This is a genomic window from Flavobacteriales bacterium, from assembly GCA_021296215.1.
Lineage (GTDB): Bacteria > Bacteroidota > Bacteroidia > Flavobacteriales > ECT2AJA-044 > ECT2AJA-044.
The window spans coordinates 1-20,158 of record JAGWBA010000046.1 but is presented as its reverse complement, the minus strand read 5'-3'; the positions used below and the strand labels follow the sequence as shown (position 1 = coordinate 20,158).

Sequence of the window (20,158 nt, the reverse complement as noted above, 5' to 3'; positions counted from 1 at the left end):
AGTCTTCACCATCACAAAACAAATATATTTGGCTACAATAAATACTCAAACAAGGTGGAATGGAACCATGTTCGGTTGGCCTAATGTCCGCAGGGATTTATGTGACTATTTTGAAGATAGATTTTTAACCAATGACACACTTTAGTGAACACTCCCAACGAAAATTCGGCTCCGTTTCCCTGTTCTGAATTGACTCTCATTTCTCCGTTCATCGCTTCAACCAGGCTCTTTACCGTTGCCAATCCGATACCATTTCCCTGTTGGCCAAATCGGTCTTGCCCTCTTAATACTTTGAACAGCTCGAATATCTGCTCGTGCATGTCTTTTGGGATACCGGGCCCGTTGTCCCGAACCGAAATCGCGTATTCTCGCTCTCGATCCTCAAGGGTCACCTCAACGTGGGCCAGCTCTTTGTCGTTGTATTTTAAAGCATTAGAGATCAGGTTGATCAGTATTCTCTTGAGCGCGTTCTTGTTGACATTGATCCTTTCCTGATCACTCTTGAAATCGAGCTCACACTTCAACTGATATCCGAAATGGGAGCGCAATCCATCGAATAACTCCGCCGTAGAGACTTCGGTTCTCTCGCTGATCGCCATGTTCTTGTTTCTACTGTATTCGAGCAACCCATCAACAAGAGAGCGCAGTTTGTAGGACGACTGATCGATGAGTTTCAACCACTCTAATCCGTCTTGGGAGACTTGGTCCGCATTCCGAGAGGAAAAGGTCTACCAAGCTCGAGATGTTGTTCAATGGTGATTTTAGGTCGTGTGCCGCGACCGTGGCAAATCGTTCCAGCTCATTGTTTTGACGTTGAAGCTCTAGGACGAGATCATCGAGTTTTTATTCGTTCGCCGCAGTTCCAATAAGTGAATAACCTGATCCGCCAACACTCTTAAGGCACTGAGCTGGTTTTCGTCCAACTCTTTGGGTTTTCTATCGATCACGCAAAGCATTCCCAGTGCATGACCAGAGTTCGTTTTAAGGGGGATCCCAGCATAACTAACGATTCCTGGGCCTTCGGTGACCAACGGGTTGTCGTGGAAGCGGTCGTCGAGCCGAGCGTCCGGAATTTGAAAAACATTATTTGGCTCGTTTATAGCATGAGCACAGAAGGCGTATTCCCTAGGCGTTTCGGTAGCGTCTATTCCTTGGCTCGACTTAAACCATTGCCGTTCTTCATCAATAAAGCAGATCAACGAAATAGGGGCTTCACAAATCTCGGAAGCGAGAGCCGTGATTCGATCGCAGTCGTCTTCCTCAAACGTGTCGAGAATTTCAAAGGACTCCAATTCTCGGAGTCGTTCGAGCTCGTTTTGGGGTATAGTAGGTGGCGTCATAGCTGCTTTAAGGTATTGAAACGTTTAATTCGATCGACCTCTATTCAGGTGACCAAAATTGAGCTTCAGGAGGGATCGATTTTTTTTGTCCCGTCCTCGAGTGGGTTATAGCCTCTTCGGGCAAAAATGTACCAGGCCCCAGGAGAGATCGCGATCTCAGTATCGGCTCCTATCCAATAGGGATCGCTACCATATACCGTTCCCGGGTTCGACGCGTATGGGAACCCGCCCGCTTCGGGATACGAACTACTACTTACGAAAGCTCTTTCCAGAGCCCCCAAGTACAGGTTACATCGCGTGGGATCTCCGGAGCGTTTCCACGCTAAGGCCATTTGAGCTGTACCCTCCAAGAAAACGGCATCGCGGTCCTCATCAATGTCATAACCGCGAATCGTAGCATTGGTGAGGGTAGTAGTTTGATAGGTAAGGAATCGGTCCGCCGACGTCAAAGTCGAGGTCGGGTAGTTAGGAAAAGCGCAGTAGGCCCAGCTAAAGTTATCGAGGGCATACTTGTAGCTTGGGTTTTCGGGCCAGGCCATTAATGCTCCTTCAATGGTATTCCAGCGATCATGACCGTGGAAAGTAAGGGGTTCGCCATGGAATGTCTCATATCCAATTATCGCTACGAATGCATCGATATTACCTTCCGTTACCTTGTAGTTCAAGAGCTGGTTTTGAGCGTCGTATCCAGCCATAACCCTCCGTCTGTTGGATCCTGAAGTGAGGATAGCCAACCGGAAAGGTCGGTCGCGAGTGAGTCGTATGTGCTTCGGCCCGTGAGGGCCTTATAATTGTTCAATGCGATAAGCGGCCAAGCGTTATCGCCCATCCAACGGTGGCCATTCGGGATTCCGTTGCGGTCGCGGAACTGCGAAAAGCCGCCGGGCGCGGTGTTCAGCTCTGAACGCCGATCATTGAAGAAATCAAAGATCGCTTCTGTACGGGGGAGCTCGTCGTTGATCATGAAGGCCATTGCGGCTAAAGATTGATCGTATAGCGAAACTACATTGCCGTTTTCAGAACTTTCGAGCAATCCGTTCGACAGTTGCTGAATTTTGAGCCATTCTAAAACGGATGTCTCATACTCGTTGGCTTCGTGCCGAAAGGGCGCGTCAACATTGTCCTTACAGCCGGGCAATACTGCAAAGAACAAGAATACGAGTACATATAGCAGATGGCGTTTCATGGCCATGGTTGTTTGGGTGTTCGGAGATCGTATAGTACGAATCGTTTCGTACGATACAAGACAGGAAGAGCGATATTTTTGTTTTCGGGTAGAAGTAAAAAGCTGATTTCGGGATAGGATCGTTTTATCTCAAGGTACTCGGCCAAGGACATAGAGGCGAAATTACGGCTCTCCAACTCGTTATCAGTAACGCTTAAACCTCCGTTGACCAGCGTTAGCCTATGCATCCATTCATCCAGATCCTCCGCACTTTGAGGAGCATGTTTGAAGGAAGCGAATAAAGGTCGCTCATAGTGCATGTACCAATACTTGCTATTGTAATTCGTTAAGAATACCCCATCCGCTGAAGTATTTTCCTTTATCCATTCGGCCATCTCTCGATCGGAACAATGTTGGTAAAGAAACTCGTGCGGGTCCCAAATAGATTTACGAAAGAATTGAAAGGTTGCCGGAATGGCGATTATCCCAATTACCAGGGTGATCCCCGCCATCCATTTTTTGTCACTTACAGGACGCTTGTTAGCGAAGCAAAGTGTGACAACGAAAAGGGAATACAAAGGCAACAGGCCGTCGCTGATCCGAAAAAAGTAGTAGCGTAGGAGCTGAGTTGGGCCAATCATCCAGATGAGGAATCCGGCCCCGGCGATTACCGCTGTACCAAGGCTGTACAATGCCAAGCGACTCAGTGTACCATATTTTGACTTCGCGTAAATCCATGCGTTCAATCCTATTAGCAAGGGCATCAGGATCCACCAAGTCAAGGGGAATTCGGTTGGAATCAAATGATGAGCTACGCGTTTTTCAACGTAAAAGGTCCAAGCTGCTCCTCCGTTGTATGATGTAGAGAAGAATAGTTGGTTCGCGATCGCATAAAGACCTACGCTGCCGTTAATTATAAAGGCGATTATCATTTGGATCGACCTTTTTTGACTCCAGGTCACGTCTCGAAAACGAGACAAAGCCAACGGGGCGATACATACCAAGTTGTAACCACCGACCAGTAAATGAAACGAGAGTGCTAGTCCGGCCGCAGACATAGCGATAACCCACTGACCCCTGATGGTGCGAGATAGCGAAACCATGGCGAAGCCATAGGCAAATACTTTGGTATCGAGAGCCCCCACGATCCATTCTCCCGGCCCAATTCCGGTTCGAAAGAGTAGGAGGAAAAGGGCCACGGGCAGAATAAAGATTGGGGTTGACGCCTTGGGGAGGATGGTTTTTCGGAGATCGTACAGAGCTGTTGCGATGAATAGGTAGGTCAATAAACGTCCTGCCACGATCGTTGGCACCCAACCAAAAGTGTCGATGCTCCACCCTACGGGGTAACTGAAAAGAAAGCGATACGGGATCTCGAGATGCAAGTACCAATCGGACCCCAACCAATCGGGATCGAAGATCGCTCTGGCATAGGGTAATACATCCATTTCGTTGTCCATGATGTGAAACTGGAAAAGGAATACGACCATCAGGCCAAAGGTGATCCCTATTTCAGCGACCGGATGTAATTTGCTCGGGACGGACATGATTGATCGAAACTTATGCCGTGAAGTTATAAAAAGGCATCGGTTGAAAGCTAGACAGAGCGGTTATGCAACCAGGCCTTACAAGCGCATCAAGTAACAGTCCAGGCCGTCCGTGAGCATGTGCATGATCAGCCCCAGCCCAACGTAATTCAGCGGCTTTCTTATAAAAAGGAGTACGGCGTAAATGGGCATGACGTAGTACGAATGAAGCGGATGAAATCCAATACTGCAGCGATCCGGGTCAAAAATGGGGTCGGCGAGTAGGTGATCCAAATCAACCAGCATTGTCGCTAAAAATATGAGGTATACGCGCTTCCAATTGGACCGAAAGAGCCCAAATGCAACGATCAGCGGAAAACCGAAATGAAGAAAATAATGGATAAAGGTTCTGGCCAAGGGACTCAGTTTAATTTCAGATTGTGCCTACGGCACGATGGCCATTTACGGCACCATTCGACACCAATCGGCGAATTCACGAGGCTATTTCACGGTTCACCTTGGTGATTTCCAATATAGAACAACTCGTGAACGCCACATTCGACGAATCCCAGGCGACGATAAACGGGTGCGCCAAGGCGGGTGGTCTGAAGCACAGCGATCTCCTTATTCCTTCACTTGGCTTCATTCAAAAATCTCAGCGTCAAGCCAGCCCTGTACCCCCGTCCTCTATGTGATTCATCGACGGACACGAAGTAGATTCCGACCGAGTCTGAAGATTCAAAAATGAAGGCTGTAGCCATCGGCTCGCCTTTTATAGACCCCAAATACAACTCGGCGCGATCGTCGTTCAGGAGCTCGGTGAAAATGTTCTCTTTCAGTGGATGTCCGCCCATTAAGGCTCGTTCAGCAACCCGGATCCATTGGGTCAATTGCTCTTCATTCTCTACCACATCAATTTGCAGATCGCTTTCGCTCTCGTGCAGCGCATAGCTCCTGAGATCCGTTGACATTGCCGTCCACTGACCGCGTTTGTACCCACGACCCGAAAGCTTCGAAACGACTTCCAGCTTTGCGAAAGCATCGAGCATCAGTAGGTTGAGAAGATCGTTCTCGGTGACGGTCCTTTCCAGTTCGTCGACGGCGGTTTCGAGTTGATCCGCCCGCGGATCAAATTCCACGAGTTGATTGGGCCAAATGGACTCTGGACAGCAAATGGCCTTGAATTCCTCGAATTCGGCGTATTCGTTCCCATCAATGGAGCCGATGAGCTCAAAAAGCTCTAGCAGATTCGCTTGGCTGTAATACTGGTTCGCCATGGTTGAATTCACCGGGAATAGACGTTGATCAACGACTCATTGGCCTACGCCGAGCAACGATGTCGGGTAGGGCGGGTGAGGAATGCATCGGGCCGCAGGCCCCGAAGATCATGGTTTTTCGCGGTAATAGGCCCATACAGCGCCCATGGCGATGAATCCGACGCCCATGCCGATGGCCCCGCCAATGTGCACGGCATTATACAGGAATCCGAGGCCGGCGCCAATGAACATGCATCCCACGAAGACCACGCCGCCGATGGCCGATCCGCTTTTTCTTTCGTCACTCATTTGAATAGGTTTTGGATTAGGGGTGCATCGGATCTCCCATTCGAAAGGCCCAGCCGCGCACTAAAGTTACTAAAGTAGTACGTAGCATCAGCAGGTCAGACAGATCGCTAGAGCATTAGTGCCCCATTTCTCCCATTTTTCGAGTAATGAGATCTACCGCGAACTTCGGGGCGATCCTGTACATGATGTCGAGCATCCGCACGTCCTTGCCCACGGTGGCCCTGAATTTGTTCTTTTCCATGGCCTTTACGATGATCTTTGCGACCTCATCGGCCGGAAGGGCTCGCGCCGCCCGCCGATTCGGCATCTTGCTCGCCGCTCATCTCCACGTTCGAATTCGCCATGATATTCGTGTTGATCGCTCCGGGATGAATCACCGTCACGTTCACCGAGGTGTCTTTTAACTCGGAATAGAGCCCTTCCGTTAGGATCTTCACTGCGGCTTTCGAGGTACTGTTGAAGGTCTGCCCCGGAAACGGGATGAACCCTCCCATGCTCGAAATATTGACGATGTGGGCTTCGGGTCGCCCTACAAAATGAGGTATAAAGGCTTTGCCATGAAAAGCGTTCCGTAAAAATTGATGTTCATGATTCGCTCAATGGTGTGGTAATCGAGCTCGTCGACATGAATGAAGGGCTGAATGATGCCGGCGTTATTTATAAGGCCGTCGACCATCTTATGCTCGGCCATAACGTGTTCGTGAAAAGACTCCACGGCAGTTCGGTCGCTGATATCCGGCACATATGGGTGAACGCTATCGGCCCCTGCTAAATCAGCCGTTTCCAACATGGCCTTTTCGCGGATGTCCGCGATAATGACTTTGGCACCTTTGCTTACGAGTAATATGGTGAGTTCTCGACCCATTCCACTGCCGCCTCCTGTGACAATAATGATTTTTCCGTTGACCTTCATGTAAAGTGTGCTATTGAATAAACACGGTTGCAAATCGGGCCGCAGGCCCACAATCATCTAGTTTATTAGGCCTTATCTCGGTAGTACGCTCATGTTGCACCCATGGCGATGAATCCGATGCCCATTCCGATGGCTGCACCAATATGAACTGCGTGGTAGAGGAATCCGATTCCGATGCCTACGAACATGCAGCCTACGAAGACCACGCCGCCGATGGCCGATCCGCTTTTACTTTCGTCGTCCATGATGTAAGGATTAGAGGATAATGCCTCACTAAGTTATTGAATTCGCGAGCAATTTTGGCCCTAAGGGTCAGCCTTTGGTATTGGACTGCGGGATCCGTTTTATGAGCTCTACATTTTGGCTGTGTTCGGCGCTGTGCGACATGATCAAGGTACCCCTGTTTCCGTCCGAGGCCTGTAGAGCAAAGATCACCGTGTCGTCCTGAGGGTTCGACATGCCTTCGAACCGATGATGGCCCACTATTTCAAGATCCTTGGGAGTGTATTCAACCTTGGTTTTGCTGTCCACTATATGCGTATCGCCCGCTATGAAATCAGCGGAATATCCTTCCTTCGCAAGGGCATTGGTGGCTTCAGAAAGTGTGTTGAAATGCTTCTGTGTCATGTGTCGAGGTTTTCATGGCAACCAAGGGGTAAACCGCTTGGATGCGCGGTTTACCTAGAACTTACGAAAGCTACGGCCGAATACCGAATGAAGTGCCGTTTAACTGCCTTGCCCGTCGTAGTAATTGCTCAGAATGGACTCCAAGGGTTCATCCCCGCCGATTACCCGTTCAATACGCGCCTTGACTTCCGCAGATAATAATGAGTCTAAAGGTTGTTCCAGTTTAGGAATTCGGTGAAACACCTTCTTGACCTTGTTGTCCCAAACCCTGTAGTACTTGACGAGGTCGTCGGGATAAACCGTTTTCCGGCGCGTACCCTCATCGATCCCGCGAAATGGAGCGGCGATGTTGAGGTAGCCGTAATCGTCGGTCAATTGCTCCCCAACTTCGATATCGCGTATGGCGATCTCGAAGTCGTATGCCGTTGTCAAGCAGTTCGAGTTAAAGCTGTGGTTCACGTAAAGGCCGTTGTCCCGGCAAAGGATCAAATTGCCTTTGTTGTTTCTGAAGGTATAGGTGTCGAGGATGTTCTGGTAAATGGGTTCCATTTCCTGAAACTCGAGCGGACTAAATTCGCGATGGAGGCGATCGAGTACCCAAGTGATGGTGCCAGCGGCGATATGCTTGGTGGCCACGACGCCATAACCAACCTCGCTGCTGATGAATTTAAGTTCGGTATCCGGGTGGATCACACCGGGTGATGGCCAAGAGAAAAAGGGAGTTGGAATAGTGTTTCTTAACCGAGGTGAAGATAATTCAGAACGCGATTCGAATACACACTACTGGCTTAATTTTTAGTTCACTTTTTCGTCGATGTTCTAAAGGCTGCCGCATTCCGGTAAATGTCCAGCAAGCTGTGTCTCATGGCCTGATTCATGAGCGTGAAATATGAGCAACAAATGGAGGTGTAGTACCACCTGAGCTCATATCCGAATGGCAACACGCACTGACGTATTCACCTGAAGCCCAAGTTGATCGCGCATGGTCGACTTTACCGGTAATAGATAAGCTTTCCGCTTGGTATCGAACCAGATCGCGGTGTCCCACCGCTGACCGTCGATCTCGGCGTTCGCTTTCATGCGCCCCCAACCTTGCTCTTGCCACTTCAGGTTTTCCCGAATCTCTACAGAAAACTCATCGGGCAGGGTCACAAAATGCCAACCTCCCGGAGCTTCGTGTTTCCAAAGATTGGCCTCAAAACGATACTGAATTCCCTGCATGGCTCATCGCTATCTTAATTCATCGGCTCGGTACCTCACCATTCGCTTGATCAGGTCTTTCGGCAATGCTTTATTCAAAGGAAACTGAACCGACCCTTTGCCTTTCTTGTAATCAGATAACTCCGATTCAAAGGCTTCCATCGTGGTCGGAAAAGGATAAAAACCAATGAATTTGGCATAAGCTGCCATCATGATCTGCTGATCTCGCTTACCACCGGGAACCAGATTGAAAGCCGGAACTTTGTAATTGAGGATCTCTTCAGCATCGGGAACGACTTCTTTGATGAGTGCCCGAAGCTCTTCAAGTTTCTCCCGGGCCAATGCAGGCTGCGCATCGATGTAATCATCGATGGTATTGAAGTTCGGCATGGGGCCTCGTTTGGCCATATCTCTTGGGTCTACTGTGAGCTGTCTAAGGTACTAAGTGAGGTGATTCTGTGCCTACGGCACGATTTCCATATTCGCGCTTCTTAACACGAGTGTTCTAACGAATGATCTCTTATCAACAGCTGAAGCCACTCAGGCCGATTTCTTCATTAAAACCCGCTCTACATCGGCATGACTCAACTGATTCTTGATCGTATAATACGAATGTGCCCATTGATACATGGTCAGAGATAATGCAAAGGCCAGATCAATGCGGTTGGGTTTGTTCTTCCTTGCCCAATTGAGGAGTCCCCAAAAATACTTGCGATGCTCCCATTGGATTCCCAACTTGTAGAATATGCGCAAGAGTCGAAGAATCAGAGTAGGGCTAGCACGCTGGCGAATCTTGACGGAGGTCTTCACCGGTCCGTAATCCGAAATGAAGTTCTTGATGCGTTCCACCGTATACTCCGGAAGGTATAAATGCTCGATCAACCACTCAAAACCGGCGTTCAATTGCTCTATGGGCATTACGGTCTCGAGGTTCGTTTCGCTTTCCAGAAAAGCAAAATCCTTGTTGATCCGACCTTCGTTCTTCATTTTCAAGAATAGGTCGGTTCCCGGAGGTGCCTTCAGTATGTTGACAATGGGCATGGTAATGGCCGCATCGTTAATGAATTTGAGCTGGCGTTCGAAAACCGTATCCGTATCGGTGTCAAATCCGACGATGAATCCGGCAAAGGGAATAAATCCCTTTCTACGGAGGATCTCAAGACTCTCGATTTGATCTCGTCGCGTGTTCTGGGTTTTTTGAGTATGCAAAAGGGTTTCCTCGTCCGGACTCTCAATTCCAATGAAAATATATCTAAACCCGGCATCGATCATTAAATCCATCAGCTCTTCGTCATCCGCTAAGGTGATGGTGAGTTGAGTCATGAAAAAGAATCCGGGATCCTTCTCCTTTCTCCACTCAATTAAACGCGGTAGAAGATCTTTTTTTAGGGTCTTCTTATTCCCAATAAGGTTATCGTCGGCAAAGAGCACGGTTTGTACGAACCGGTGCTTGCGAATATGCTCGAGCTCTTCGATCACCCGGTCCGATGTCTTCGTGCGCGGTCGCCTGCCAAAAAGGGCCGTTACGTCGCAAAAATCACACATGTAGGGGCATCCTCTTGAGTATTGAACAATGGGGTAACCGTAATCCGAAAGGTCCACCAGGTCGAAATCCGGAATTGGGCTCTTGGTAATATCAGCGAACTCAGGGGTCGCGTATTTACGAAGGGGAGTTTTCCCCGGATCCTCCAAATCCTCGATAAAACGTGGGAGGGTAATTTCGGCTTCGTTTAGAATAAAATGATCGATCTCCTCAAATCGCTGATGGTCATGCGTGAACAAGGGCCCCCCGGCAACGATCTTTTTGTTGTGTTTTTTTGCCTGCTCCAGTACCCAGCGCACCGATATTTCTTGAGTGCTCATGGCACTTAAAAAAATATAATCACACCATTCGAAATCCTTCGCTGTGGGTATCTTCACATTGAGGTCAATAAGCTTGCGCTCATAGTGTTTCGGGAGCATCGCCGAAACGGTCAGCAAGCCCAAGGGAGGATAAGGCGCCTTGTAACCACTTGCATTGAGCAAATTCTTGAAAGCGTACAGCGTATCGGGTAGTTTTGGGTAGATCAGTAGAATCTTCATGATGGGGTGTTTGTTCAGATCCCGGGTGTTCCGTTCAGATGCTCACCTAAAAATAGGGTTCTCATTCCAAGTAGCCCAATTCAATCTTAGTTTTCTGTGCCTGCGGCACGATGCGGGAAACCGCGATAAATTGAATTTGAAGTTGTGCATTGAGCTTTGCGCGGCAGCTAGCTGATAGTATTTCAATTAGCTCTATTCTGGGCCTGTGGATTCAGTACCATGGCACTTGCTCATGAATGCATTCAATCGTCCATTGGTGGTTCTCTGTACCTTGTTCTTCATGAAGGAGGTTCAGCCCAGTAACAATCCGGATAGGCCCATAGCTTGCCTTGACCAGCACCGGAGGTCAAATGAATCTCTATGCTCAACGATGAACCCATCCTTGAATTTAAATCGCGCGGTTACCCGATTCGTCACCTTTCTTTTCGACGGGCCAAAAACGTATTGCGCAATCCAGTAAGCCATTCCGGTCTCGCCATTTGCCGATACCTGATCGAACCGGATATTGAGCTCGCTGTTCTTCTGAGCTAACAGCATGGCCCACATCCCCCGAGCCCTATCTCCATTGAGCGTTCCAAAGGCCGGATCACTAAAGATGATCTCTTCGTGCTTCATGTATTACGACTAACCCTAGAAAAAACGTCAGTTGATGATCTATTGGCTAAAAAACAACCCTTTGTTCTGCAGCCACTTAATGGCGTTTTCTTCGTTAATGAATGGTCGAGCTTCAAAACCCCTTTTGAATCCCACCGTTTCTCACAAGCCAACGTTTGACTTGATATGCTCGCCAGCGAGCACAGCTATCCGAGATCGTCCTTTCCACTTTGCAATGAATTCGAAGGTCTCGAGCGATGGCGGTTGTTTGGAGACATTGCTTACATTGAGCAGGGTGATATCGCCAATCAATCTACTCGAATGACGTCGAGCGATTCATATTACGAGACAACGCCGGGTACTTTCACGTACTGAGTTGGTACCCGAAATTTAGCAAATAACTCCCTAGCTTTTATCCAACTCCTTCTTCAGCGAAAGATACATGGAGTTGAATTGAAGGCGAACCTCTTCGAGGAACTCAGGAGTCAAAATTTGCGTGGCAGCTTCTAAATCGGGCCGCAGGCCCATAGGAATCTTATACGTCTGCTCCATAGGACCAGCCTCGAACTTGAGGATGTAGTGCTCTTGATGCCGGTACACGTTTATAGTGAAGTTCTTGTTCGGAATATTTTCGATCCACCTCATAGTTCCGCAACGATCTTAAGGTTCAGAAGCCGATTGGTCAGATAGTTGGGCACTGCGTAGGGGCGACCTTGAACATCCTGCACCCAAAGGTAGCTCACCGTGTTGCGTATACCCAGCAGGTTAAAGACCTCCAGCCCGATCCAAAGCGATTTAAAGGGAGACAACATCCCCGTTTCGTATTGCTTGTCGGCGCTTACCAAAATCTTGCTGAAGCCAATGTCGACGCGTCGGTAATCAGGAATCCTCGCCGTATGCGTGTAGCGCTCACTTTGAGGTGCTCCAAAAGGCATTCCGCTTCCGTAGACAAGGTTCAGGTTAACCTTGATGGTGGGGTCGTTGGGCAGGTAATCATGGAAGAAAATGTTGAAGGTTACACCCTGATCGGTCGGACGAGGAATGTATCCGGCTTCGACCAGATCACCCGATTCATTGACGTAAAAATCACCTTCGATGTTTTCTTGAATGGTCATCACGCTTAAACTCGCCCAGCTCTCGATCCCTGGAACGAACTCTCCATTTAGCCGGAAATCGGCCCCCATGGCATATCCCACTGCACTGTTTTCGGCTAGGTAGCGAATGCGAACATTGTCGATGTAGTAGGGGATGAGGTCATCCATATACTTGTAGTAGAGTTCCGTAGTGAACTTAAACGGGCGCCCCCAAGCTTCAAATTCATAGTCGTTTCCCAACACAAAGTGAATCGAGCGCTGAGCGCGAACACCTTCGTTCACCTGTCCGAAATAATCGCGGATCTCACGATAGAAGGGAGACTGGTAATAGATACCCGTGGCAAATCGCCAAACCATATCCTTGTCGCCCTTGGGTTCCCACGATATTGAAGCACGCGGGCTAAACAACAGTTGCTTGTTTACGGTCCAGTAATGGAGGCGTGCTCCACCTGCAAAGCTGAAGGTCTGGCCTTTGTCGTTCTCCCAAATTCTCGAGTATTGGCCATAAGTCTGATATCGCCAACTTTCAAGGATATTGGCCGCGTCGATCGATTCGAACAGCTGAACACTGTCGCCCGGAAATTGCGGAATGGAGTAGCCGGCCGAATCGATGAGGTTCCATTCTTTCAGCACATCGTCGATGTACTCGTGCTGTGCTTTTGCTCCCCAAAAGATGGTGGCATCGCCATCGGTGCTGCGGTGTTCACCTTTGTGCGTAAAGGTAAAAACCCTCGCTTGTAGCAGGTTTCGCGCATGATCCAAATAACCTCCTACGCCGCGCTCGAATTTCTCTTCGCCAAAGTTCTCGGATCCAAGGTCGTTGTCGAGCTCACTCAATCGATACTGACCCAATACATCGAAGTATTCTTGTTCATCGGTCAAGAATCCACTGGCGATGAATCGGAGACGCGTTTGATCGGTGAGGTCGTGCTCAAGCGACAATGCACCTAGGAAGGTTTCGTATTGCGTGATCTCTTGTCCGTCGAAGAACACAGTCAATCTGAGGGCCTCGGTAATGGTACCGAAATCGGTCTCGCGTGTCTCCGGCACGGTCTGGTATAAGTTGCGCGAGTAGGTCGTGAGTAATCCGATGTTCCAACGCGGTTTGATCTCGTAGGTCAGGTAGGCCTGTGCATCGGTATAGCGCGGACGGTAATCGGCGTCCGTGTCGAGGGAGCCGACGAGTATTTGGTTGGTTCGGTATCGCGCACTGGTGATATAGCTGAGCTTTCGGTCGTCGGTTCGGCCACCGATGGCAATGAATCCCCCAAGCAGGCTGGCCATGGCCGAAACTCCGAACTCGGTCGGACGCTTATAGGTGATGTCGAGTACCGATGACATTTTATCGCCGTACCGCGCCTCGAATCCTCCCGCGGAGAACTCGATGTTGCTCACCATATCGGGGTTTACGAAACTCAAACCCTCTTGCTGACCTGCGCGAACGAGGAACGGACGATAGATCTCAATATCGTTGACGTACACGAGGTTTTCATCGAAATTCCCTCCCCGCACGTTGTACTGCGAGCTGAACTCGTTGTTCGAGGTCACTCCGGGAAGGGTCTTGATCAAGCCTTCGACCGTTTGGGCCGGACCGGGCAGTGCCGTTACGTCTTTCGGGTCAATGCGCACGATCTCATCGTATCGCTCGGTTTCATCCTCAACATCGACTTCCGGGATCAGGTTCGCCATAATGCGCAACTGCACACCGACGTTTTGTTTTCGGCCTCCGGCCGGATTGACGAGTACGGAGTCAGGGCGGTAACTAACGTGTTGAAAATAGACGTAAAAGGCACTATCGCGCCGTAGGCGCAAAGTAAATTGACCCTCGGCACCGGTGCTCACTCCCAATGAACCGCTGGTGACCGCCACTTCCGATATGGGACGGCCCTTCAGGTCGCGCACCACGCCGCTCACGGTCACGTCTTGCGCGTGGGCAAACGAAGTAATAAGGGTAAGGATCAGAATTCCGATCAGGCGCATCGGCGGAGTCGTAGCAAATTATTTATATCGGTCACTGGAAAAATCGCCCCGCTTGAGGGCCCGGAAGAACTCGGCCCAAGCGAACGGATTGGTCAGGGCACCCAGAATGGCTTGTCCTCCGTTTTCGCCGTAATAGCGTCCGGCATTATACAGCTGTTGGTGGTTGTAGTTGTTCATGTACGCGGCCATGGCTTGTGGGTCGTATCCAACCTGCTCGGCCTGCCGGCGAATCGTTTCCAGGGCCATATTGCGCTGAGCTAACGTAAGGTCGTCCGTTGGAGGTTCCATCGCCAAGAAGAATTCCTTGAATTGCTCTTTCGACGGCCAAGGGTACAGTGTTTGTTCGGGAAGTAGAATGGTATCCTTTATCAGAGTCATCACCAAGCTGTAATGCGATTTTGGAAGAGAATCGGGCACCCAGAATTGTCCCGTTTTAAAACCCATACTGCTGAACTCCAGCGTATCGCCTTTGTGAACCACCATGCTGAAGAATCCGTCGTAGTCGGTAACGGTTCCCATTTTGCGGTTCGTAATATAGATCGTGGCATAGGGAATGGGACGCACCGTATCGTTGGTCGCCACCACGCCCGAAAGCTGAATTAAGTCGTCGTCCTGAGCCTGTGCAGGGGATGCAGCCAGTAAAATAGCCGCGATCCAAACACACGCCCATCCGGTCAAGTGCTTCATACCACAAAGTAACGGAATCCTTAGCATTTTGGTATCTTTGATATACTGATGATGTGGACTATGAATAAATGGTTGCTTACCTGGTTCGTGGCACTGGTTATGCCGCTTACCCTTGTAGCACAGCACAACGCTGAGCGCACCCGAGAGCACATTCGCGAGATCATTCAAGAAAAGATTCGATTTCCCGAGGGAGCTCCCGTGATTTCCGACCTTTCTGTGCCTACGGCACGAAGCGGGAGTTCGATCCCCAATGAAATGGTCGTTTCGGCGGCAGGCGTCCCAGAATCAGAGGTACATGCGGCTATCTTTCCCGGTGATAGTAACATAATGGTCACCAGCGCAATGCGACAACAGGGCGGACTCGCCATGCCCATTTGGTACACCACGGACTTTGGAAGCACCTGGGACCTAAGCTCTTACAGCCCTTCGCCTCAATACAGCAATGCCGTGGTATATGGAGGAGGTGACCCGAATTTCGTATACGATGGTAACGGTCGACTGTACTACAGTTGGATCAGCCTCTTTCAGAAAAGCAGCATCAGCGATAGTATCTATTGGGCTTTATATTGGGCGTACAGCGATGATCATGGGGTCACCTGGCAACAGAGTCCGCGCAAGAGCATTGGCTTCAGCAAGAACAATGGCGGTCTCCCGAACATCAATAGTTTGACCGTGCGCGATAAACAGTGGATGGCCGCGGATCGAAACCCGAGCTCACCTTATTACAATTCAATTTATTGCAGCTTTTTAGAAGGATCCGCAATTAGCGGTCAATCGTACATCGCGCTGCGGTACAAGCGAGCTAGCGATAGTGAATTCACGAACACTTCAACCATTGTAAGTGGTCTTAACTGGGCCTTTGTCCAGTTCGGCAATGTTGCGGTCACCTCAGATGGCACGGTGCACGTGACTTTCTTCGGAAGTCAGAACGGTCAGTCGTACCACATGTACCACTGCAAAAGCACCGACGGAGGGGATAATTTCACTACACCTACGGAGATCACTCAAGCCAATGTGCCTTCCTTTACGGCTTGGGATCCGAATCCGAACTTGACCGGTGTAACGCTGCAGCGCTTTTATCCGAGTTGTTACCTGGCAGCCGATGTGTCGGGCGGAGCCAACGACGGTTCACTTTACTTGACCTGGACGGCCAACGGTGTCGATACCACCGAAACCTACGGCCTCGACATCTGGATCAGTTTCTCCCGCGATGGAGGCGATACTTGGTCGAACCCCAAACGAGTAAATAACGATGGAGACCCACAACAACACCAATTTTATTCGAGCATTTACGTCGACGAGGAAGGCGATGTGATGCTGGGTTGGTACGATCGGCGCGATGATGTGGCTAACATATCGACCGATTACTACATCGGCGTTTCGACCGATGGCGGAGCTACCTTTACCAATGTCAAGGCGAATTTGAGTCCGACATTGTTCAGCACGGTAGGCAACTCCAACAATGGTTTTGGAATAGGGGAGTACACGCAAGTGCTGGGCTGTAAAGGCAGCGTGATTCCTTTCTGGACCGACGGCCGAAATAACAACGGGAACTTGGATATTTACAGCGCTTCGGTGAATAAATCGGACAGTCTCACCAATCCGGAGTTCGGACCCGTGACCGAAGCCGTGGTGTGGAAGGAGTTGTATCCGAATCCGACCGCGGACCACTTTACCCTGGATGTTGAACTGAGGTATCGGTCTAATTTGACCGTGACGATCTACGCCGCTGATGGACGTCTGGTGGGGCGCGAAGCCGTGCATTGGGCCGCAGGCCCATATAAAAAAGACTTTTCTATTGTGGACCTCACAGCCGGACGCTACCTCGTGGAGCTACAGACGGATTACGGGCGCTTTGTGAAGTCGTTGGTGGTTTGGTAAGCCTAGATTTAAATCCGTCCTGGTCATTTCGCATATTCCTTCAGTGAGGCCTTTCAATATTTTTCTTAGCAGTGGTCGTTATCGGACACTTAGGCGTTCAATAATGAACACATATAGTGCTAGGATAACATCTCCATCACCTTAGTTGACTGATAAATAGAAGGGTAGGGATTGTGGCACGGTTTCTTGGTTATCTGTTCGAAATTAAAAAATATACTGAGGGAACATGTCGCGAATTTTGCTCTTTGCTATCAGTTTTATAACTCTGGCTTCCTGTCAATCCAAGAATAGAAAGATTCAAGAGGTTGTGCAGAAAGCAGTGGCACAATCCGATTTTAATGGATTACTGTATATAGAACAGAACGGTGAGGTCCTCTTCAATGGATCAATTCGCTTCACGGAATCAGAGCTTACCATGCCCAATGAAGATACTCCTATTTATCTGGCTTCATTGAGCAAGGTCTTCACAGAGGGCGCAGCATTACAGCTACACGATAACGGCCTGATCAATTTAAGCTCCTCAATTTCAGATCAGGGAGTGAATGAACATCAGCAATTCGGCTCACTGATTACTCCACATCATTTATTAGAAATGAGATCCGGATTACCTAGAGAGTTTTCCTATGGAGAAGAGTTCGCTCAAGTTATATATGATGAATTGGATAGGGCGGGTCCATTTCTTGATACCTTACCTGACTTTGAGCTGTCTTTTACCCCTAGGTCTGATGAAGAGTACAGCAATTTGAATTACTGGATCCTGGGCTCCATGATCGAAGAAGTAACTGATGCAAATCCGGATCGTGCATTTTATGACTTAATTTTTGATCGATTGTCGATGCGCTCTTCTGGACTGGTAAAATCGGACACCGATGTGCTCCACGGTTATATTTTCGAAGATGGGCTTGGGCGAAAGATGATTCTGATTATTCGAGCCGTTATGCTTCAGGTGGTTTTTATTCGAGTATGAATGATCTGATCGCGCTATCTAAAGCTCTGGAAAGCGATTCTATTTTTTCCGATACGGTACTCAATCGGTTTTTCGGCGATGACGGAAGAAAGGAGGTTTACGGCTCATTACCAAGTTTCTCCAATGTCTTCATTAAGGATCGCAACAAAGGATACACATTGATTCTGCTCAATAACACAGGTTTACGCGACCTAATGAACATTCCCGGATTGGTCGGCATGATCGAAGCCAACCTGGGTATCGAAAAATTGGAGGCACCTCGGAGAGTCGTTCAATTGGAACCGATCGGTGTTTTAAGCGACTCTATAACCCTTTACCGAAATTTCGCCGAATGGATCGAGGCCGTCGAGCGATATGGCGAAGATGAAATCTTTCAGATTATTGATCGGTCAAGTGTACCAGGGAGTATGGCGCAGGAAGATAGGACCCGGGCCGACTTAAGTTCGCTTAATAAAACCTTACCAAACTTCAGAGCATTGGGATACCGCTGGGTGCGCGACAAAGACCCAAAGGGCATCGAAGTTTGGTTTGGTTCAGATGAAGAAGGAAAAATTGCCATCAGATGGATCTTAAGTGAAACGGACTCGTCACTTGTCGAGAATGTATTCATTATGCCGGACGACATAACCTGGCAAGGGAAATCATACTGATGATCATTTTAACCAAGTATTACGAGAGACTGGGGATAGAGGCCGAACGAATTACAGTTAAAGAAATGCGAAGCATTAACACTATTACCGTACTCGCGCTATTCTTAGGGCTATTTTCGCCCTGGAGATTGATAGCACATCCTAATGGTGGAATTGTAGTGGTTGGGGAGGGTGTGTGTTGGTCGTACATATATCCCGTAGATGACGTTGATCATCATGCTTGCATTTTCCGTTGGAACCAGAATGATGAACCCGAGGTGCTCATACGATCCGACTATCCCGCTAGCGATTACTTTTTAAGTAGTATGGAAGGAACGCTCTATATCGTGGAGAGAGCTTTTGTGCGGGTCAATGACACTTTCAAGTGTCGCGTACTGAAACTATCTGAAAAAGGTGAGGCGATCGAAATTTGGCCCTGGTTCGAGGATCCATGGCGAACGGCAGAAGGCGGTTTTTTTATGCTTTCAGACACCGAATTGGTGTTCGCCCGATACCCCAAGCTTTATTCGCCGGCCAAAGGAGGAGAGCCCGAAGTATACTTTGACTTTGATCATGCGGTCAACAAGATCCGAGGGCTTGACAATGATGAGTTCCTAATTCTGGCTGAAGACAATTGCTTTTTGGTCAGTGGATCCGGGAAAATCCTAAACGAGTGGAGAAGTTTGGTTGAACCAACGGTTGAAAATGTACCATTGAATCGCAACATGGTCTTCGATGTTGATTACAGAGCCGGGGAGTTGCTTGTCGCCTATTGGGGTAATCGATCATTTTTGCTGATGGACTCGTACGGAGGACGAAGAACGATAGTACAACGATCTGCTCCTTTTGTGCCTCATTGGGTGGCGTTTGTGAACAACTGCGAACTGCTGTTTTCTAGTAAGATGTTCTTTGATAGCCGTCCGCTCAAACCTCACCTGATCATGCACAACGGGCTTGGCGAAACGCAGGAGGTATGGACTTTGGAATAAGGTCGAAAGCCAGTTTCTTCAACTACTATTTACACTAGTCGAATTCGGATCATGAGTAAGACAAAGAAATATATTGGACTATTATTGGTCTATTCATTGTCCGTAGTGACGGCCGTAGGCCAGGCGGTAATCCAAGTACCGCAAAATGCAGCAACGATCTCGGCTGCCATTCAAATGGTACAGAGCGGCGATACCATACTCTTATCACCGGGAGTTTATAACGACTCTGTTCACGTAATCAATAAGCAAATCATAGTTAAAGGTTCACCGGGTGGAAGCAGCGTGTTGTCTCCCGGATTAAATGAGCGGTCCTTTGTTTTGGAACATTCAGATGTTGTTTTTCTTGACTTGACTTTCGATGATCTTCAGTGTGATACGCAGCCGCCAAACATCGGCGTCAGCTCATACCGTTCTGATATCGTGATTGATAACTGTAGGTTTATTGGGATTCACTCACCCGTTTCTGTTTTTTGGGCAAAGTGGAAATAAAGAGCTCGGTGATATTCAATACTCGCGGGGGCATTTGTATTCAGTTAAATGGAGGTTCATTCCTGATCTACAATAATTTGCTTTTTAACTTGGACTACTCGGCCATTTCTATCAATAGAGCCCATGGATACATTATGAACAACACTCTGGTCGGGACGACCCCCGGGCAGTATAGGGCCATAATCATCAATTCCGATTCCATAAGTCATATCTACAATAACATCCTTTACGGTTTTGGAATCGGAAGGCTTAAGACCAGAAGATTATTTACTAACGATTAGATATAGGTCTTGAAATTTAATCCTTCCCGTTAAAGAGGGGGATTCAATTTTGTATCAGCCCCTTAAAGGGGTGGACAGATTTTCTAAAACAGTTTAGGAGACTTAAATTTAGAAGATTATCTCAAAGAGAAGAACGTTTACCAAGGAGA

Annotated in this window: 25 protein-coding genes; 5 read left to right on the top strand and 20 right to left on the bottom strand. The window is 48.7% G+C overall.

Features of this window, described 5'->3' with window-relative positions:
- Positions 1-80 precede the first annotated feature (80 nt).
- The 20 genes from J4F31_08395 to J4F31_08300 all read right to left on the bottom strand — a co-directional run bounded on the left by J4F31_08395 (position 81) and on the right by J4F31_08300 (position 14,773).
- Positions 81-677 carry a sensor histidine kinase gene (locus tag J4F31_08395; GenBank protein ID MCE2496581.1) on the bottom strand — a complete coding sequence of 199 codons (597 nt, stop codon included), beginning with the start codon at positions 675-677 and terminating at the stop codon, positions 81-83.
- Positions 678-821: 144 nt separating this feature from the next.
- On the bottom strand, positions 822-1,340 hold the full coding sequence (locus tag J4F31_08390) for a GAF domain-containing protein (GenBank protein MCE2496580.1): 519 nt from the start codon (positions 1,338-1,340) through the stop codon (positions 822-824).
- A 65-nt stretch (positions 1,341-1,405) separates the two neighbouring features.
- Positions 1,406-2,035 carry a hypothetical protein gene (locus J4F31_08385; protein ID MCE2496579.1) on the bottom strand — a complete coding sequence of 210 codons (630 nt, stop codon included), beginning with the start codon at positions 2,033-2,035 and terminating at the stop codon, positions 1,406-1,408.
- The gene (locus J4F31_08380) at positions 2,002-2,526 is read right to left on the bottom strand and encodes a hypothetical protein (protein ID MCE2496578.1); all 525 of its coding nucleotides are present in this window, start codon (positions 2,524-2,526) and stop codon (positions 2,002-2,004) included. Before J4F31_08380 ends, J4F31_08385 begins: the two co-directional genes overlap by 34 nt.
- Positions 2,523-4,052: a hypothetical protein gene (locus J4F31_08375; GenBank protein ID MCE2496577.1), complete on the bottom strand. Its 1,530-nt coding sequence runs from the start codon at positions 4,050-4,052 to the stop codon at positions 2,523-2,525. Before J4F31_08375 ends, J4F31_08380 begins: the two co-directional genes overlap by 4 nt.
- A gap of 78 nt (positions 4,053-4,130) precedes the next feature.
- Positions 4,131-4,448: a hypothetical protein gene (locus J4F31_08370; protein MCE2496576.1), complete on the bottom strand. Its 318-nt coding sequence runs from the start codon at positions 4,446-4,448 to the stop codon at positions 4,131-4,133.
- A gap of 215 nt (positions 4,449-4,663) precedes the next feature.
- The gene (locus J4F31_08365) at positions 4,664-5,308 is read right to left on the bottom strand and encodes a GNAT family N-acetyltransferase (GenBank protein MCE2496575.1); all 645 of its coding nucleotides are present in this window, start codon (positions 5,306-5,308) and stop codon (positions 4,664-4,666) included.
- A 108-nt stretch (positions 5,309-5,416) separates the two neighbouring features.
- Positions 5,417-5,596, bottom strand: a complete 180-nt coding sequence (locus tag J4F31_08360; protein MCE2496574.1) for a hypothetical protein — start codon at positions 5,594-5,596, stop codon at positions 5,417-5,419.
- A gap of 266 nt (positions 5,597-5,862) precedes the next feature.
- Positions 5,863-6,141, bottom strand: coding sequence for an SDR family NAD(P)-dependent oxidoreductase (locus J4F31_08355; GenBank protein MCE2496573.1), 279 nt, complete (start codon positions 6,139-6,141; stop codon positions 5,863-5,865).
- The gene (locus J4F31_08350; protein ID MCE2496572.1) at positions 6,126-6,509 is read right to left on the bottom strand and encodes an SDR family NAD(P)-dependent oxidoreductase; all 384 of its coding nucleotides are present in this window, start codon (positions 6,507-6,509) and stop codon (positions 6,126-6,128) included. Before J4F31_08350 ends, J4F31_08355 begins: the two co-directional genes overlap by 16 nt.
- A gap of 89 nt (positions 6,510-6,598) precedes the next feature.
- Positions 6,599-6,754 carry a hypothetical protein gene (locus J4F31_08345; protein MCE2496571.1) on the bottom strand — a complete coding sequence of 52 codons (156 nt, stop codon included), beginning with the start codon at positions 6,752-6,754 and terminating at the stop codon, positions 6,599-6,601.
- A 67-nt stretch (positions 6,755-6,821) separates the two neighbouring features.
- Positions 6,822-7,136, bottom strand: coding sequence for a phosphoribosylpyrophosphate synthetase (locus J4F31_08340; protein ID MCE2496570.1), 315 nt, complete (start codon positions 7,134-7,136; stop codon positions 6,822-6,824).
- A 99-nt stretch (positions 7,137-7,235) separates the two neighbouring features.
- Positions 7,236-7,829 (bottom strand): SET domain-containing protein, encoded by a 594-nt coding sequence (locus J4F31_08335; GenBank protein ID MCE2496569.1) that lies wholly within the window; start codon positions 7,827-7,829, stop codon positions 7,236-7,238.
- A gap of 231 nt (positions 7,830-8,060) precedes the next feature.
- Entirely contained in the window at positions 8,061-8,357 is a 297-nt protein-coding gene (locus tag J4F31_08330; protein MCE2496568.1) for a DUF1905 domain-containing protein, read from the bottom strand.
- Positions 8,358-8,366: 9 nt separating this feature from the next.
- Positions 8,367-8,726 (bottom strand): DUF1801 domain-containing protein, encoded by a 360-nt coding sequence (locus J4F31_08325; protein ID MCE2496567.1) that lies wholly within the window; start codon positions 8,724-8,726, stop codon positions 8,367-8,369.
- 150 nt (positions 8,727-8,876) lie between these two features.
- Positions 8,877-10,418 carry a B12-binding domain-containing radical SAM protein gene (locus J4F31_08320; GenBank protein MCE2496566.1) on the bottom strand — a complete coding sequence of 514 codons (1,542 nt, stop codon included), beginning with the start codon at positions 10,416-10,418 and terminating at the stop codon, positions 8,877-8,879.
- A gap of 291 nt (positions 10,419-10,709) precedes the next feature.
- Positions 10,710-11,033, bottom strand: coding sequence for a nuclear transport factor 2 family protein (locus J4F31_08315; GenBank protein MCE2496565.1), 324 nt, complete (start codon positions 11,031-11,033; stop codon positions 10,710-10,712).
- Positions 11,034-11,417: 384 nt separating this feature from the next.
- Positions 11,418-11,657 (bottom strand): hypothetical protein, encoded by a 240-nt coding sequence (locus J4F31_08310; GenBank protein MCE2496564.1) that lies wholly within the window; start codon positions 11,655-11,657, stop codon positions 11,418-11,420.
- Positions 11,654-14,086, bottom strand: coding sequence for a TonB-dependent receptor plug domain-containing protein (locus J4F31_08305; GenBank protein MCE2496563.1), 2,433 nt, complete (start codon positions 14,084-14,086; stop codon positions 11,654-11,656). Before J4F31_08305 ends, J4F31_08310 begins: the two co-directional genes overlap by 4 nt.
- A gap of 18 nt (positions 14,087-14,104) precedes the next feature.
- A complete protein-coding gene (locus tag J4F31_08300) occupies positions 14,105-14,773 on the bottom strand; it encodes a carboxypeptidase-like regulatory domain-containing protein (GenBank protein ID MCE2496562.1) in 669 nt (222 codons plus the stop codon).
- Positions 14,774-14,833: 60 nt separating this feature from the next.
- Between J4F31_08300 and J4F31_08295 the strand changes: the two genes are divergently transcribed.
- The 5 genes from J4F31_08295 to J4F31_08275 all read left to right on the top strand — a co-directional run bounded on the left by J4F31_08295 (position 14,834) and on the right by J4F31_08275 (position 19,728).
- Positions 14,834-16,654: a T9SS type A sorting domain-containing protein gene (locus J4F31_08295; GenBank protein MCE2496561.1), complete on the top strand. Its 1,821-nt coding sequence runs from the start codon at positions 14,834-14,836 to the stop codon at positions 16,652-16,654.
- A gap of 226 nt (positions 16,655-16,880) precedes the next feature.
- Complete coding sequence (locus J4F31_08290) at positions 16,881-17,621, top strand: beta-lactamase family protein (GenBank protein ID MCE2496560.1); 741 nt, start codon at positions 16,881-16,883, stop codon at positions 17,619-17,621.
- On the top strand, positions 17,618-18,271 hold the full coding sequence (locus tag J4F31_08285) for a hypothetical protein (GenBank protein ID MCE2496559.1): 654 nt from the start codon (positions 17,618-17,620) through the stop codon (positions 18,269-18,271). The genes J4F31_08290 and J4F31_08285 overlap by 4 nt, the downstream gene beginning before the upstream one ends.
- Positions 18,271-19,239, top strand: a complete 969-nt coding sequence (locus J4F31_08280) for a hypothetical protein (protein MCE2496558.1) — start codon at positions 18,271-18,273, stop codon at positions 19,237-19,239. The genes J4F31_08285 and J4F31_08280 overlap by 1 nt, the downstream gene beginning before the upstream one ends.
- Before the next feature lie 51 nt (positions 19,240-19,290).
- Positions 19,291-19,728 carry a hypothetical protein gene (locus J4F31_08275; protein ID MCE2496557.1) on the top strand — a complete coding sequence of 146 codons (438 nt, stop codon included), beginning with the start codon at positions 19,291-19,293 and terminating at the stop codon, positions 19,726-19,728.
- The last annotated feature ends 430 nt before the right edge of the window (positions 19,729-20,158 follow it).

Coding starts and splice junctions, on each gene's coding strand:
- J4F31_08330 (MCE2496568.1), bottom strand. CDS start 8,357: ATGCAGGGAATTCAGTATCGTTTTGAGGCCAATCTTTGGAAACACGAA.
- J4F31_08375 (MCE2496577.1), bottom strand. CDS start 4,052: ATGTCCGTCCCGAGCAAATTACATCCGGTCGCTGAAATAGGGATCACC.
- J4F31_08360 (MCE2496574.1), bottom strand. CDS start 5,596: ATGAGTGACGAAAGAAAAAGCGGATCGGCCATCGGCGGCGTGGTCTTC.
- J4F31_08300 (MCE2496562.1), bottom strand. CDS start 14,773: ATGAAGCACTTGACCGGATGGGCGTGTGTTTGGATCGCGGCTATTTTA.
- J4F31_08275 (MCE2496557.1), top strand. CDS start 19,291: ATGAGTAAGACAAAGAAATATATTGGACTATTATTGGTCTATTCATTG.
- J4F31_08380 (MCE2496578.1), bottom strand. CDS start 2,526: ATGAAACGCCATCTGCTATATGTACTCGTATTCTTGTTCTTTGCAGTA.
- J4F31_08305 (MCE2496563.1), bottom strand. CDS start 14,086: ATGCGCCTGATCGGAATTCTGATCCTTACCCTTATTACTTCGTTTGCC.
- J4F31_08340 (MCE2496570.1), bottom strand. CDS start 7,136: ATGACACAGAAGCATTTCAACACACTTTCTGAAGCCACCAATGCCCTT.
- J4F31_08280 (MCE2496558.1), top strand. CDS start 18,271: ATGATCATTTTAACCAAGTATTACGAGAGACTGGGGATAGAGGCCGAA.
- J4F31_08290 (MCE2496560.1), top strand. CDS start 16,881: ATGTCGCGAATTTTGCTCTTTGCTATCAGTTTTATAACTCTGGCTTCC.
- J4F31_08295 (MCE2496561.1), top strand. CDS start 14,834: ATGAATAAATGGTTGCTTACCTGGTTCGTGGCACTGGTTATGCCGCTT.
- J4F31_08310 (MCE2496564.1), bottom strand. CDS start 11,657: ATGAGGTGGATCGAAAATATTCCGAACAAGAACTTCACTATAAACGTG.
- J4F31_08315 (MCE2496565.1), bottom strand. CDS start 11,033: ATGAAGCACGAAGAGATCATCTTTAGTGATCCGGCCTTTGGAACGCTC.
- J4F31_08385 (MCE2496579.1), bottom strand. CDS start 2,035: ATGGCTGGATACGACGCTCAAAACCAGCTCTTGAACTACAAGGTAACG.
- J4F31_08390 (MCE2496580.1), bottom strand. CDS start 1,340: ATGACGCCACCTACTATACCCCAAAACGAGCTCGAACGACTCCGAGAA.
- J4F31_08365 (MCE2496575.1), bottom strand. CDS start 5,308: ATGGCGAACCAGTATTACAGCCAAGCGAATCTGCTAGAGCTTTTTGAG.
- J4F31_08325 (MCE2496567.1), bottom strand. CDS start 8,726: ATGCCGAACTTCAATACCATCGATGATTACATCGATGCGCAGCCTGCA.
- J4F31_08345 (MCE2496571.1), bottom strand. CDS start 6,754: ATGGACGACGAAAGTAAAAGCGGATCGGCCATCGGCGGCGTGGTCTTC.
- J4F31_08285 (MCE2496559.1), top strand. CDS start 17,618: ATGAATGATCTGATCGCGCTATCTAAAGCTCTGGAAAGCGATTCTATT.
- J4F31_08320 (MCE2496566.1), bottom strand. CDS start 10,418: ATGAAGATTCTACTGATCTACCCAAAACTACCCGATACGCTGTACGCT.
- J4F31_08350 (MCE2496572.1), bottom strand. CDS start 6,509: ATGAAGGTCAACGGAAAAATCATTATTGTCACAGGAGGCGGCAGTGGA.